A 13,281-nucleotide genomic window follows, 5' to 3' on the forward strand; every position below is an offset into this window, starting at 1 on the left:
ACCTCCTACCGGGCTAGGTTAGCTACGGACCCTGGTCCAGCTCGTAGTGGATCAATACGACACATTGCGAGGCGAACAGCATTTTCGGCCCGAGCGAGATTATCTTCGCGCCCATGCGTTCGAGGCTGGGGAAGATCTTCTTCGGCATCGGGATATGGTCGGTCAGCAGGAAGCAGGGATTGTCCTGGAACGATTGCTCGCGAATCGGAGTGCCTTTCCTGTCCATCACGAACAGTTGGTGATCTTCGGCCAGCTCCTGCACCAGCCGCTCGAAGCTCAAGGTGCGCACGGTCACGCCCGATTCCACCGGTCGCGTCTCTTCCTTGCCCACCCCTCTTGAAGCATCCAGCGCCTGCGCGACCTTGCCCAGCAGCGCGCGCTCGTCGAAGCCGCCGATGTCATGCATGGCGTTGACTTCGAATCGGATCGTGCGGGAGAAATCCTGGGTGCTTTCCAGCACCAGGTAGACCGTCACGTCGGCGCGATGCGACTGGGCCACGAAGATCGCGTTCATCAGCGTATGCGCCAGGATTTCGGTGTGGGCCTCTTTGCCGACGGAAGCCAACAGCTTCTGGCTGTCCGTCGGTGCCGCCCGCGCTCTTAGTACAAAGGTTCGCATGTGTGTCCTGACCGATTCGTTGCAGCGTGAAAGCGCGTAGGTCCTGAGGCCCCTGTTCAACCCGCCTTATGCCCGTTATAGGGGCTCGATGCCATATCCCGCATATCGTTTCGCGACTCCGGCCTCGTAACCGGCGCCCTTGGCGATATCGTCTGATGCCGTTGGATCGTTGATCTTCGCTTTGGCGCGGCCACGCATGTAGTACGACGACCCGGCGTCGGGATTGAGCGACAGTGACTTGGTGTAGTCCTCGACAGCACCCGCGTAATCGCCGCTGCGGAAGCGGACGAATGCCAGGCTATTAAGGTTGTTTCCGTCTTTCGGCGCCAACCGAACCGCCTCCTCGCAGTCTTTTTTCGCCGCCGCCAGGTCGCGACCAAGCACCGCGAGCGACCAGCAACGTCCGTTGCGGGGAATAGGGCCGTCGCTTCCCATCTCGATGACGCGCGAGTAATCCTCGATGGCGCGTTTCTGATCGCCGCCATCCGAATAGGCCTTGGCGCGATTCTGGAAGGATACCCAATCGTTCGGGTCCAGCTCGATCGCACGGCTGAAGTCGCTGATGGCTGATTCCAGGTTTCCCATAGTCCCCCGCACTATCCCGCGCGAAGCAAAACTGACGGCTTGCGACGGGTCCAGCTTGATGGATTCGTCCAGATCGCGCAGCGCGCCCGCCATGTCCTGCTTGTTCATGGCTGCCCGCGCCCGTGAGAAGTACACGAACACGCGTTCCTCGCGGGACAATGTCTTGTCCTTGAGCAATTGGGTACAGACTGAAATGGCGGCATCCACGGAATGTTCCGGACGACTGCATGCAGTCAACTCCGCCGTACGCGGGGACGTGCCGAACGCACCGCATGCGGGCAGCAGCAAGACCGAGAACAACACGACATTGCGCATTTCATTTCCCCAAATGATCGAGCGCCCATTCGAGCCGAAATCGACACTAGGCGCAAGGAGCGGAGCAAGTGCGGAGCGGATCATCCGCTTCGCGGGTTCCGTCCTACGCTGTCTCCATCCAGCAAGCCAGGACAACCGATCAAGACCGCTGGATTGGTGAGGCCGATCCAGCCTGCGGTCCTATAAGCCTTCAAGCTTCCCTAACAGACAAGATGTAAAAGTGATCGGACACTTTGATCCCTACCAGTCACCTTCCGGGAGTAGCCAAATGGTCAGCAAGAACACGATCTGCCTGTGGTACGACGGCACCGCGCTGGATGCCGCGACGTTCTACGCCGAAACTTTCCCCGACAGCGCGGTGGGCGCGGTCCATCGCGCGCCGGGCGACTTTCCTTCGGGCAAGGAAGGCGACGTGCTCACGGTCGATTTCACGGTGCTGGGAGTGCCATGCCTCGGTTTGAACGGCGGGCCGGCATTCAAGCATAGCGAGGCGTTTTCGTTCCAGGTGGCGACCGACGACCAGGCCGAAACGGATCGCCTGTGGAACGCGATCGTCGGCAATGGCGGCCAGGAAAGCGCCTGCGGTTGGTGCAAGGACAAGTGGGGCCTTTCGTGGCAGATCACGCCGCGCGCACTGACCGACGCGATGACCGGCTCCGACCCCGCGGCCGCCAAACGCGTGTTCGACGCCATGATGGGCATGCGCAAGATCGATATCGCCGCCATCGAAGCGGCACGGCGTGGCTGATGCTCTGCGTTGATCCCGAAACAAGCGCGTAGGCTGGCTATCGGTAAGGGCCCGGGCCGCTCCAGACCAGTTCCCCTTGCCGGTAGACCCGTTGCATGTCGATAACGTCGCGTGCGTCGCCGATGGCCGCCAGTTCCGGCGAGTTCGGTTCGAGCAGGCGACATGGGCCGGATTCGCGCCTGAGCGCGGTTTCCAGCGGGCACACCATGTAGCGCCGTGTGCCCGGCAGTAGAAGAAAGATCTCCGTCATGCCCTGGTCGCGCCAGGCGCGCAGGCGGGGTTCGGCGCGCAGGTCGTAGTAGACCTGATAGCCGCCCACTTCCAGGCTGGCGACCGCAGCGGAAGCCTCGTTGCCGCGGCCGCGGTCGGTGGCAGGGCTCCTGGCCAACCCCGCATTTTCGGGGGCGGTCTCTTCCGGAAGCATGCCCGGCGGCTGTCCCCAGATATGCGGGCGTCGCGGTGGCGTTGGAGGCGCTGTCGGCGCCGATGCGGCGGGCGCCTGTGCGCTGTCCTGCGCGGCTTCGTCCGGGACGACATACGGCACCGGGTCGTCGGCACGCGTGACCAGCGTGGACTGGACGCGCGAGGCCTTGCGTGGCTTCGTGGGTTTACGCGGCGCGGGCTTGACGGCCGGTGGCGCGTCCGTGGGTTGCGGTGGCGTGTCGCCGATGAAGTTCACGGCCATCCTGCTGCCGGCATCGGCGCCTTGCGGCGGCGCCATGGTGATCGGGGGAGACAACAACATCGCCAGGAGCAGCAACAGCAGATGCAGCAGCGCGCTCAGGAGCACGGCGATCCAGTGCTGCAAGCGTTCGATCCGGTCTTCGGCCCGGGAATCCGCTGGGCTCGACGCCTTGCTCATGCCGCCGGAGGTGCGGCGGGGGTGGGGAACTTCATGCGGAATCTACGGCGTGCGATCGGTGGGGTGCGGCATCGTAACGCGTCGGGGGTCGGAGCGAGCCACTCCCGTTATGCCACGCGACAGGTATGCGGTCGGCTCTTAACAACGAAGCCGGTCATCCACGATGCCATGCCCCCAATCCAGTTCGTTCAGGGGTTGTCAGAACTGTCCCCGCTCGACGCCTCCGCTCCAGGACTCCGGTCGGGGTTGCCAATTTCCTTCACCCAGCACGGCTTCGACAAGATGGGCGATGGGAAAGCCTAGATGATGCTCGGCGTTCAGTCCGCCATCCTGCATGTGCGCATGGGCCACGAAAGCGCGGAACGCGGGCTCGTCCCGTGCGGCGAGCGCAGTGATCTTTTTGGCCAAGTCGTAGGACAGGCGGTTGCCGTCGTCGACGTGCAGGAAAGACTTGCCTGACCAGAAGGCCTGAATGCTGTCCTCGTTCCAGTAGGCATCGTGCTGGGCGGCTATTTCGTGCGGGAAATAGAGCTGCGCGCCTGGCGCGGCGATTTGCGGGAACAGCGTGTGCTCAGTGTTCACCGCAAGGCCTTCGTTAAGCCACGCAGGAATGGGCAGGTGGGTCAGCAGGCAGTGGGTCAGTTCATGGGCGATCACCGGCTCCATACTGTCGATGATCTCCAGTGGCATGACGAAGTGGCCGTAGCCGGCTTGGATGAACATGCCCGACGACATGGCGTACTCGCCGTCTTCCGGGTAGTAGTGGGAAACGTAGGCGTAATAGTCGTCAGAGTGCTCGTACACCATCACCACATGCTTGCCCCAGCCATTGTCGTTCGACAGCGGACCCAGGTTGCGGGAAATGCGCGCCAGCATGCGCTGGCAGGTGTTGAGGAAAACCTGTGCGGGCCGCTCTTCCAGCGTGGACATCAGCAGGAAGTCCCTCGACTCGGTGACGCGGTATCCCTCGCCAAGTTGGTCGACGCAGGCCTCAAGCCAATTCTGGGCAGCCGAAGTCCAGTAGGCGTGCGCCCGCTCGTCGCCAAGATCTTTCGGTTCCGCTTCGCCGATGCGTTGCCAATCGGGGATCGGCAACTGGGTGCCGTCGAACCAGTGCATGTCGACCGCAAGGCGCGGCAACGTGTTCGGGACAGGGGCGGACTCCGGTGCGCGACCGAATAGGCGAGCCAATTTTTTGATCATGCCGTCAGAACCCCCGTTCCCGACCACATCCTAACGATGGGTATCGCTTTGCTCAACCTATCCTACGGAGTCTATGGGACCTTGGTTCGCTTGCGCGCGGATGTTATCGAAACATCGTAGCGGGTGTCTTCGGGAAGACTGATGCCGGTCGTTTCCTTGCATTTGATCTGGAATGCGTGCCGGCTCCCGGGCCGCATGTTTTCGAAAATCATGTCTTGGCACTTGTTCACTTTCTTGTCTGCCACATTGACGGTCATCTCGATGACCGCCTCGGCCCACTCGGTGGCGCCCTGGTTCTGGACTACGCCCTGCACAGTGAACTGGTCGGTCTCCAGGACACGGGCGTGCTGAACAATCTGCAAACCGGGCGGGTTTTCCACCTCGTTCGATACGTTCCTCGGTCTTTCATGCGAGTCGATCAAGTCGGGGAGTATCGCTATAGCCACGATCAGCGCGAGTACCAGCCCGCTGCCTATCATCGAGGCGAGGACAGCGAGCGCGAATTTCTTCACTCGACTCATTTTCTGGCTTGCACCGACTGACGATATCGGTGGTTCAAACGGATTGCCAGGTGTACTCATCGCAAGCGGATTCCGGTTTCAACTAGAATTATTTCCAACCCGGCATACTGGGACAACCGATCAAGAGCATCGGGTTGATGAGGCCAACCCAGCCCACAGCCCTCAGTGACAATCCCAGGTATACATCACCCGGCTGAAGTCGGCCTTGGCCAGATCCTCCGGCGCGATGAAGAAGCCGCCCACGCCCACGTCGCCCCACATCATCTCGTCGTCCGAGTCCAACTGCAGCAACAGCTCCATCGGGCCTTGGGTCCGCGGATCCTCTTGGGTGAAGTAGGGATATCCGCCCAGCTTGTGGCCGCTGCCCGAATTGCGTTGCCACAGGGCGTCGAACAGGTTGTCGGCATCCAGCTTCCGGGTTGCCGCGAACGCTTCGACGGCGGCATACGCGTTTCCGCCCAGCAGCTTGTCGAAACGGTAGTCGCTGACGCTCAAGCTCTCTTCGTCCGTCTCGAAACGCATGCGTCGCGGCCGCGCGGGGTCGTGCGGCAGCATCGGCGACTGGTGGAACTGCGACGGTACGGGGATATCGGCCGGTTCGGCGGCGATGTCGGGCCAGTACACCACGCGGAAGCCGCGTTGGACGCTCAAGACCTCGGGGCCGGGGCCGCTTTCGAAATCGGCGCCGTAGTGGTCGTTATCGGCGATGAAGAACTGCAGGAGACCTTGCGAAGGATAGCCGGCAAGCGTCCGGGGGACCTCGGAGAAGTTGATCTGCGCCAACAGGTACAGCGGCCTTCCGTCGTCTCCTGTCGGCACCGACTTCCCTTCCTGCCAGTACGGGCGGCCACCTACCTTGCTAGCGCGCGGGTCGTCCTGGGCCATCGGCTCCAGCGAAATCCTGGCGAGCGGCCGCCGGCTGGCCTCCAGTTGCGTGCGGTAGGGTTCAAGGAAAAGGTCTACGTCGCCGGCATTCGCTGCCCTACCCTGCATGGCCTTGCCCGTCCCCGTGCCGCGCGCTGTGATGCCGCGGCCGAAAACAAGAACGCCCGCGACTAGCAGCGCGATTATCCCTACGACGATCCATCCCATTTTCATCTCTCCCTCCCCATCATTCGTAAGGACCGCAACAATCAGGATTCCACTCCACGGGTTCCACCTTACGCGGGCTTTCTACGAATAGTCCCGATTGTGCTTCTTCAGTAGTTCGATGACTTCATTTTTGCTTCCGGCGCGCAAGAATAAAGGCCACAAGCAGGAGCAGCAGGCCGATGAGGCAGATCACCTTCGCAACGCCACGAATATAGCGACCCAGACCCAACCTGCGCCGGCGGTTCAACGCTACCGCCAAGTGTCTCTCGTCCATCATTATTTCGTATCGGATCATCGAAGGTCACATGCGAGGTGCAGGCCGGTTGGCAGCCTTAACTTGCCATGTTAAGACGGTTCCGATCAATCCATAGACGTGTCAAAAAAAGCGCGTAGGCTGGGCCCGAGCCCTCAATCCATCCTACGGAACCCTCGGTTGTCCCGCGCTGTACAGGTCGATGATCTGCTCGATGGCATTGCGGCAGACCTCGCAGAACGCCTCCGCACGGGTGAACATCATGCATTGCAGTTGCGGGCGGTAGTAGCCGGTCGCGGAATAATTGGCGCCCTGGAACGCGCCGACCACATCGCGGTACTGCGCATGGGCGAACAGCGCATCGGTGTCCGCCTGCGATGCGTTGAGCAGCGCATCCATCTCCGTTTCCGGGCGCTGTTCCGCGCGCAACTTGGCGCGCCGGGCCTGCACGTCGCGCTGGCGGGCCTCGAACTCCGCTTTCGGCCACGGCGTGGGCAGCGGCACCGGCGACGACGCACCGTGGGACCACTTCGGCCCGCTGGGATCTAGCAGCGCGGTCACGTTCGGCTCCCAGGGTTCCACCGCGGGCTTGTCCATCGACGCGTACGCCACCGGCGAGGTGTAGTACTCGTCGGCCAGGCCGGCGAAATGGTGGCCGAATTCGTGCACGAACAGGTGATCGCGGAACGTGTTGTCGGCCGCGACCGTGCTGAATTGCCCGAAGATGCCGCCACCGCCGTAGGTTTCGCTGTTGACCACGATCTCGACCACGTCGTACGGCGCGTGTTGCGCCAGCTCGCGGAATGCGCGGTTGTCCAAGGTCAGGAGGTAGCGCTCCAGGCCGAACACGTCGTAGCGCGCGCCGGTGCTGGAGGCTCGCTGCACGCCACTGGACGGACGGCTGATGCCGGATTCTGGCACCGGCACCGCCAGCGCCCAGACGTTGAAGTCGGAGGCGCGTTCCTTGAACGGCGACACGCTGAACAGGTGCGCCGTCAACGCACGGGCGCGCGCCTCGAACTTGCCCATCTCCTCCACCGTGTAGCCGTCGCCGAGCAGCAGCAAGTCGACCTTGTACGCGGGGTCGCCGCTGTGGCGGATCGCGATGGGTGCGGTGGGCAACGGCAGCACTACGCGCTCGATCTCCAGCGATGCCGGGTCGATCACCATCGACCACGACGGCGCGAACGCGTTCGCCGCATCGCGCGCGAAGATGGTGAGCTTGACCGGTTTGTCGGGCATCGGGAAGCGCAACGATTCCTGGAAGCTGCGCTGGGCGCCCTCGCCCTCCGCCGTGGTGTACCACTCGCCGAACACGGTGGAATATCCGCGCGAGTACAGCAGCTTGCCGCTGGCGACGTCGGCCACTTCGAATTTCTGCGCCCCGCGATTGCTGTCGTCGAGCGGGCGCGCCGGATTGCCGGCCCATGCCAACGGCTCCAGCACCACCCGCTCCAGCGCGTAGCGCTCGACTTTGGCATCGCCCGAATGCTGGATGTCCACGCGCAGGGTGCGTGGCGTCGCGGCGTACGTGGTGCCGGTGGCCATTGCGGCCATGAGGAGGCAGATGAGCAGGCGCATGGATGGACTCTCGAGGCTTGGGAAGGAAACAGATTCACGCGTGCCGGCTCAGCACGGCTTGCTGGTGAAGTAGGGTCAGAGTAACTCAGCAAGTAGCCCGGGAAAGGCCAAAGAGCCTTCCCGGTACTTGATACGGGACCGCTCCCGGGGCACGCGGAGTTTCAGTCTAAAGCGCCGCGGATGCGATTCGCTTACCCGGACTATGCTGGCTAACTCGCTTAATTGCCTCCGTCCCTTCTAGCTCCCTTCTAGCTCTTGATGCCAGTGCGGATTCAACAAGCAATCCGTGCAATCTGGACCGGCCGTAAAAGTGGTAGCGTGGCAGCAGAAAAGCCGCAAGCGATCATCCGGGGGATGCCACGATGAAACCGTTGTTCCTGAGCCCGACGACGCTACTGCTCGGCATACTGGTCAGCAGCGTGATGTTGCGGTCGGACAATATGCGCGCGGGGCAAGCGCCCGCCGTCCGCACACTTTCCTCACCTCACGCGGCCCGACTGAACGCACAGCGCGTTGCGAATGCGGCCGAAGCGTCGCGCCTGCGTGCCGCCTGGACGGACGGCACGGTCGCCCCGCCGACGGCGACGGCGCCGTGGTCGCAGACCGACCCGTTCGCGCCGGTGTACATCGTGACCTCACGCGACACCTACCAGGGTATCCGCGACCTGGCCCGTGATGCGGTCGCGCGGCGCGACAGCATCGGCATGCCGTTGGTGATTTCCGAAATCAGAGCCGATCGCCTCGGCGAGATCAGCCGCTACGTGCATGTCAGCGAGCGCCGCTGTGGCGGCTACTTCGCGTTTCCCAGCCGCGCGCAGGCCGAGGCCTTCGTGCGCGCGGATCGCTCGCGGCAGGCGATGACCAAATCGCTGCTCGCCAGCTACACGCTCGACAATCAGGCCACCGTGGGCCGCTGGTTGCCGCAGGTGGAGGAACGCCGCATCTACGACGTCATCAACTACCTCTCGAGCTATCGCAACCGCTACTACGCCAGCAGTTTCGGCAAGACGTCGGCCGAATGGATCCGCACCCACTGGCAATCGCTGGCGGCCGGCCGCAGTTACGTCACCACCGAGCTGTTCACCGCCTGCACGAACTGCTCCACACAGCCCTCGGTGATCCTCACCATCCAGGGCTGGGATCTGCCCAATGAAGTAGTGGTGTTGGGCGCGCATCTGGATTCGATCAACGCCAACAACCGCACCGATCCCAACCAGATTGCGCCGGGCGCCGACGACGACGCGTCGGGCATCGCCACGCTGACCGAAACACTGCGCATCGCCCTGTCCGAAGGCTGGCGGCCGCGGCGCACGGTGAAGTTCATGGGCTATGCCGCAGAGGAAGTCGGCCTGCGCGGCTCCAACGCCATCGCCCAGTCCTTCCGCAGCAGCGGGGTCAATGTCGTCGGCGTGCTGCAGCTGGACATGACCAATTACAAATCCGGCGCGGTACCGGACATGAATCTGATCGCCGACTACTCCAACGCCGCTCTGAAGAACTTCTCCATCACCCTGTTCGATACCTACCTGGCGCCTAAAGGTCTCACGCGCGGCAGCGTAACTTGCGGTTACGCCTGCTCCGATCACGCCTCGTGGACGAACGCCGGCTATCCGGCCGCGATGATGTTCGAGGCCGGCGACCCGAACGGTGACTTCCCCTACATCCACACCACCAGCGACACGCTGGCGACGATGGGCGAATCGGCGCAGAACAGCGTCAAATTCGCGCAGTTCGCACTGGCCTACCTCGGCGAAACCGCCAAGACCGCGCAGGTCAGAGTCACCGGCGGCCCGGCGCCAGTTTTTCGAGAAAATTAAGTAAGCGCAAGTAGCCTGGGTAAGGCCAAAAGGCCTGCGCCGTACTTGATACGGGGCTGCACCCGGGGACACGCGGAGCTTTGCTCCCCCGCGTGCGCTGGCTAACGTTTTAGATGAGAGGCGGCGCCCAGCTCGCCGGGTGACGTCCTCTCGGCTGAAAGGTTAGGTTGCATTGGCCGAGTCACATCGAAAATGGGCTTTCCAGGTTGTCCGCTAGTGCGACCAGTGCGGCCGACTGAGGAAAGTCTGGGAACTGGCCGGCGAATGCACGAGCCCAATCCCCAAAAAACCGGAAGTCATTCTCTGAAGTAACTTCGAATACCACTGAGGTGTGGGACTCATGCAGCCGATCTAGGATGATTCCTACCCGCTCCCCCTGCTCAAGTAGATTGGCTTCCGGTATTTCCATGAGCCGGCGGCAGAATTCCTGCTCATCGGAGAGACACATGATTGTGGGTGCCTCTTCGATGTCTCTTTGAATCGCTTCAAGTAGTGTCATGAACCGGGTCCCTTGGAACGGAGCGATTGAGTTTACGCAAGCTGTTTGACATGAGCGGCGGCTGGAAGCTGGCGAAGCCGGCTGGAGGACGTCCGCTCGATGAAGGGGTCAGACGCCGGCACAAGCTACTTGGCGGGGAGCGCTAGCCCGAATCTGCGAAGGATAGGAGCCGCGTACTCAACTGCCGCACCGGCGTTGATTTTCAGTTCGATAAGTGAGCCGTTCCCCGGTTTGCCGTCCGCTCCGTCTGCGTAACACATCCAGATAGCGCTACCGTCCGAGCTGGATTCCCAAACGGAGTTTCCTGCGAACAGGTTCATGTAATGCCATTTGCCTTTACGCTCGGATACGCCTTCCCACAGGGCATCCGACAACTCATCTGCTCTGGCAAAACTCGCCCATCCCTCCTCCGGCTGAATTTCGATCCATTCATTCATGGGCGTCTAACGACTGAATTGAGCCGGCCCACATCAGGGCGGCGACTGGGTGCGAATATAGCCGAGGACGTGCACTTAGGCGCCGCCCTGATGTGAGTTCGGCTTGAATGAACTGTTAGGCCGCTCCGTCGTCATGGATAACAGCATCAGCCTCTATCTCGACTAACCAATCTGGGTTAATGAAACGCGATACTTGCATGGTTGTATTAACCGGACGAATGTCTCGAAAGTACTCACCATGGACTGCAGCGACAGCCTCCCAATCGTCGATGTTGGTGAGAAGAATCCGGGTGCGCACCACTTGACTCAATGAGCTGCCAGCATCCTGTAGTGCGGCGGCAATAATCTCCAGACAGCGCCTCGCTTGAGCGGCAGGGTCCCCTATACCAGCGGTTTTACCTTCCAGAATAGGGGCGGTTCCGGCAATCGCGACGATCGCTCCGACTCGCACTGCCCGAGACATGCCGATCTTTGGCTCAAATGGACTACCACTGGAAACAAGCTTACGCATGGAGATCTCCGAAAAAAATAAGAACGGTCTAACATCTGAATTAAGCCGACCCGCGAAGTGGCGTCGGTTTGATTGAACTGTTATGCCTGCGTCGATTCAATAAAGGCACCAATCACACTCAAGATAGCGAGTAGGCCGCCAACTAGCACTGTTACGATGTTCAAAGCACCAAATCGACGGTTCGGATCATGCTGAGGGGCGACGTGCGCGTTGATGCGATTGGCGGCTCGTTGGATTGGGAGCATGAATATTACTGAGCCGAACGATAAGAGCAGATAAGGGGGAGGCAAGTAGCTCAGTAGGGTCGCCACAACCCATGCGGCGAACAGTAACGCCGCAGATGGCATCGCAATCGCCTGTCGCTGGGCCATGGATCGAACTCGGCGGAACAGCGGATAGCAAAACAATAGGCCAAGAACCGAGCGCCACGGAGGAGAAATGCGCGACTGATCTCGGCTCTTCACCAGGCGCCAGTTTTGGTAGAACCAGTAAATCTGATACAGGCCAAATGTGCACACCGACATTACGGCCAATTTTGTAACCGAAACAGGAAAAAATGCGGGACGACCAGACAAATTGGCTTGCGGTACGACGTCGGCGATCGGCAGTGCTGTTTCCCAAGAACTCATAGATGTGCGCTTGCTGGCCTAACGCCTGAATTGAGCCGACCTGCGAAGCGGGTTCGGCTTGAATGACTAGGCAGCGGCCGGTGTGGTCAGCCGCCATTGTTTTGGAAACGGGATCAGAGTACCTCAGCCTGACGCGCGTTACCCTGGCCGGAAGCTGGCGGTGACCACGATCTGGTCGGCAGCTTCGGCCAGCTGGGTGAAGCAGTGGGCCAGGCCGGCGCGGGGCAGGATGAGGTGGTCGGGGTTGGTGTGTTCGAGTTGGCTGAGTTCGGCCAGCAGGTGCAGGTACTAGAAATCCTCAATCAGCTTCACCACCAGCTTGCCGAAGTTGCGCCCTTTGAGCAAACCAAAGAACGCTTCCGGCGCATTCTCCAGTCCTCCGACGATGTCTTCGCGATAGTGGATGCGGCCTTCCTTGAGCCACTGGCCCATCTCGTTGAGGAACTGAGGAAACAGGTGGATGAAGTCGCGCTGGATGAAGCCGCGTACAGTCAAGCGCTGGCGCAGGATCTGGCTGAGGAATCCGGGCAGACGATCCGGTCCGGGCAACACTTGGCCGCGGGCGTTGTAGGTGGCGATGGTGCCGCATACCGGGACGCGCGCGAAATCATTGAGCAGCGGAACCACCGCATCGAATACCTTGCCGCCGACGTTCTCGAAGTACACGTCGATTCCGTTCGGGACCGCCGCACGCAGCTGCTCGGCGAAATCCTCGGCACGATGGTCGAGCGCGATGTCGAAACCGATGCTGTCCAAATACTTGCGCTTATGCTCGCCACCGGCGATACCGATCGTGCGTGCGCCCCGCATCTTGGCGATCTGGCCGACAGTGGCGCCGACCGGACCACTGGCGGCGGCAACCACCAAGGTTTCACCGGGTTGCGGCTTGCCGATCTCATGCAGGCCCGCATAGGCCGTGAAGCCGGGCATGCCGTATACGCCCAGCGCGGTGCTAAGCGGTAGCCCGCTCTCCTCCAACTTGCGAGTCAGCGTATCGCCTTCAACTACGGCGAAGGTCTGCCAGCCGCCGGTGGCCTGCACGAAGTCGCCGACGGCGACGCTGGGATGATTGGAGACCAGCACCTCGGAAACAGTGCGTCCCTCCATGACATCGTCGATCGCCACTGGCGGTGCGTACGAACGTCCTTCGTCCATGCGACCGCGCATGTACGGATCCAGCGACAGGTAATGATTGCGCACCAGCACCTGACCGAACCCGGGTGTCGGCACCGGCACGCGCTCGAGACGGAAGTTGGCAGCCTCTGGTTCGCCGCGGGGGCGTGAGGCCAGGACGACGCGGGTATTGACGAGATCGTTCACTAGACAAGATGCCTATCTGGGAGTGGCTGCGACGACGAGACCGCTTCAAGCAAGGGTCGCGACCGGGCTGCCGAGGGACGCAGCGAACAGCATCGCAGCGATCGTCAAATACGTTTTCTGCATTGGGCGCTCACGAGAAGTGGTGGATGAAAGGAATCGTCGGTCGCCTCCAGCGCCGGAGCAGTATGCCGGCCGACCTCGCCGACGGCAGTCAGAACGGAGTGATCGCTTATGGCATTGCATTATGGGAACGGCTCGTATGTTTATTACAGCAGCCTTACGATAAATT

Annotated in this window: 14 protein-coding genes; 2 read left to right on the forward strand and 12 right to left on the reverse strand. The window is 61.6% G+C overall.

Going from position 1 to position 13,281, the window contains the following annotated elements; all coding sequences use genetic code 11:
• Positions 1 to 22 precede the first annotated feature (22 nt).
• Together trmY and J2W94_RS07260 are read right to left on the reverse strand one after the other, a co-directional pair.
• On the reverse strand, positions 23 to 619 hold the full coding sequence (gene trmY, locus J2W94_RS07255; RefSeq protein ID WP_310091693.1) for a tRNA (pseudouridine(54)-N(1))-methyltransferase TrmY: 597 nt from the start codon (positions 617 to 619) through the stop codon (positions 23 to 25).
• A 75-nt stretch (positions 620 to 694) separates the two neighbouring features.
• Positions 695 to 1,519 (reverse strand): tetratricopeptide repeat protein, encoded by an 825-nt coding sequence (locus J2W94_RS07260; protein ID WP_310091696.1) that lies wholly within the window; start codon positions 1,517 to 1,519, stop codon positions 695 to 697.
• A gap of 268 nt (positions 1,520 to 1,787) precedes the next feature.
• Between J2W94_RS07260 and J2W94_RS07265 the strand changes: the two genes are divergently transcribed.
• A complete protein-coding gene (locus tag J2W94_RS07265) occupies positions 1,788 to 2,267 on the forward strand; it encodes a VOC family protein (RefSeq protein ID WP_310091697.1) in 480 nt (159 codons plus the stop codon).
• 37 nt (positions 2,268 to 2,304) lie between these two features.
• On the opposite strand, the gene J2W94_RS07270 is transcribed toward J2W94_RS07265, so the two are convergent.
• The 5 genes from J2W94_RS07270 to J2W94_RS07290 form a co-directional block, all read right to left on the reverse strand.
• Positions 2,305 to 3,129 (reverse strand): type II toxin-antitoxin system RelE/ParE family toxin, encoded by an 825-nt coding sequence (locus J2W94_RS07270; RefSeq protein ID WP_310091700.1) that lies wholly within the window; start codon positions 3,127 to 3,129, stop codon positions 2,305 to 2,307.
• Between the two features lie 198 nt (positions 3,130 to 3,327).
• Positions 3,328 to 4,332, reverse strand: coding sequence for a hypothetical protein (locus tag J2W94_RS07275; RefSeq protein WP_310091703.1), 1,005 nt, complete (start codon positions 4,330 to 4,332; stop codon positions 3,328 to 3,330).
• 71 nt (positions 4,333 to 4,403) lie between these two features.
• Positions 4,404 to 4,844, reverse strand: coding sequence for a hypothetical protein (locus J2W94_RS07280; protein WP_310091706.1), 441 nt, complete (start codon positions 4,842 to 4,844; stop codon positions 4,404 to 4,406).
• A gap of 171 nt (positions 4,845 to 5,015) precedes the next feature.
• A complete protein-coding gene (locus tag J2W94_RS07285) occupies positions 5,016 to 5,951 on the reverse strand; it encodes a YwqG family protein (RefSeq protein ID WP_310091708.1) in 936 nt (311 codons plus the stop codon).
• A gap of 412 nt (positions 5,952 to 6,363) precedes the next feature.
• A complete protein-coding gene (locus tag J2W94_RS07290) occupies positions 6,364 to 7,779 on the reverse strand; it encodes a M64 family metallopeptidase (RefSeq protein WP_310091711.1) in 1,416 nt (471 codons plus the stop codon).
• A gap of 362 nt (positions 7,780 to 8,141) precedes the next feature.
• On the opposite strand from J2W94_RS07290, the gene J2W94_RS07295 reads away from it, so the two are divergent.
• Positions 8,142 to 9,596 (forward strand): M20/M25/M40 family metallo-hydrolase, encoded by a 1,455-nt coding sequence (locus J2W94_RS07295; protein WP_310091715.1) that lies wholly within the window; start codon positions 8,142 to 8,144, stop codon positions 9,594 to 9,596.
• A gap of 181 nt (positions 9,597 to 9,777) precedes the next feature.
• Here the strand turns inward: J2W94_RS07295 and J2W94_RS07300 are convergent, their stop codons facing one another.
• The 5 genes from J2W94_RS07300 to J2W94_RS07320 form a co-directional block, all read right to left on the reverse strand.
• The gene (locus tag J2W94_RS07300; protein ID WP_310091718.1) at positions 9,778 to 10,095 is read right to left on the reverse strand and encodes a hypothetical protein; all 318 of its coding nucleotides are present in this window, start codon (positions 10,093 to 10,095) and stop codon (positions 9,778 to 9,780) included.
• Between the two features lie 125 nt (positions 10,096 to 10,220).
• The gene (locus J2W94_RS07305; protein WP_310091720.1) at positions 10,221 to 10,532 is read right to left on the reverse strand and encodes a hypothetical protein; all 312 of its coding nucleotides are present in this window, start codon (positions 10,530 to 10,532) and stop codon (positions 10,221 to 10,223) included.
• Between the two features lie 115 nt (positions 10,533 to 10,647).
• Positions 10,648 to 11,043: a RidA family protein gene (locus J2W94_RS07310; RefSeq protein ID WP_310091722.1), complete on the reverse strand. Its 396-nt coding sequence runs from the start codon at positions 11,041 to 11,043 to the stop codon at positions 10,648 to 10,650.
• A gap of 80 nt (positions 11,044 to 11,123) precedes the next feature.
• Positions 11,124 to 11,672: a hypothetical protein gene (locus J2W94_RS07315; RefSeq protein ID WP_310091724.1), complete on the reverse strand. Its 549-nt coding sequence runs from the start codon at positions 11,670 to 11,672 to the stop codon at positions 11,124 to 11,126.
• Between the two features lie 288 nt (positions 11,673 to 11,960).
• Positions 11,961 to 12,992, reverse strand: a complete 1,032-nt coding sequence (locus J2W94_RS07320; protein WP_310091726.1) for an NADP-dependent oxidoreductase — start codon at positions 12,990 to 12,992, stop codon at positions 11,961 to 11,963.
• Positions 12,993 to 13,281: the final 289 nt, after the last annotated feature.

The sequence above is a fragment of the Pseudoxanthomonas sacheonensis genome, assembly GCF_031455975.1.
Lineage (GTDB): Bacteria > Pseudomonadota > Gammaproteobacteria > Xanthomonadales > Xanthomonadaceae > Pseudoxanthomonas_A > Pseudoxanthomonas_A sacheonensis_A.

What these genes read in the sequence shown, in the direction of transcription:
- trmY (WP_310091693.1), bottom strand. Translation starts at nt 619, where the DNA reads ATGCGAACCTTTGTACTAAGAGCGCGGGCGGCACCGACGGACAGCCAG.
- J2W94_RS07260 (WP_310091696.1), bottom strand. Translation starts at nt 1,519, where the DNA reads ATGCGCAATGTCGTGTTGTTCTCGGTCTTGCTGCTGCCCGCATGCGGT.
- J2W94_RS07265 (WP_310091697.1), top strand. Translation starts at nt 1,788, where the DNA reads ATGGTCAGCAAGAACACGATCTGCCTGTGGTACGACGGCACCGCGCTG.
- J2W94_RS07270 (WP_310091700.1), bottom strand. Translation starts at nt 3,129, where the DNA reads ATGAGCAAGGCGTCGAGCCCAGCGGATTCCCGGGCCGAAGACCGGATC.
- J2W94_RS07275 (WP_310091703.1), bottom strand. Translation starts at nt 4,332, where the DNA reads ATGATCAAAAAATTGGCTCGCCTATTCGGTCGCGCACCGGAGTCCGCC.
- J2W94_RS07285 (WP_310091708.1), bottom strand. Translation starts at nt 5,951, where the DNA reads ATGAAAATGGGATGGATCGTCGTAGGGATAATCGCGCTGCTAGTCGCG.
- J2W94_RS07290 (WP_310091711.1), bottom strand. Translation starts at nt 7,779, where the DNA reads ATGCGCCTGCTCATCTGCCTCCTCATGGCCGCAATGGCCACCGGCACC.
- J2W94_RS07295 (WP_310091715.1), top strand. Translation starts at nt 8,142, where the DNA reads ATGAAACCGTTGTTCCTGAGCCCGACGACGCTACTGCTCGGCATACTG.
- J2W94_RS07300 (WP_310091718.1), bottom strand. Translation starts at nt 10,095, where the DNA reads ATGACACTACTTGAAGCGATTCAAAGAGACATCGAAGAGGCACCCACA.
- J2W94_RS07305 (WP_310091720.1), bottom strand. Translation starts at nt 10,532, where the DNA reads ATGAATGAATGGATCGAAATTCAGCCGGAGGAGGGATGGGCGAGTTTT.
- J2W94_RS07310 (WP_310091722.1), bottom strand. Translation starts at nt 11,043, where the DNA reads ATGCGTAAGCTTGTTTCCAGTGGTAGTCCATTTGAGCCAAAGATCGGC.
- J2W94_RS07315 (WP_310091724.1), bottom strand. Translation starts at nt 11,672, where the DNA reads ATGAGTTCTTGGGAAACAGCACTGCCGATCGCCGACGTCGTACCGCAA.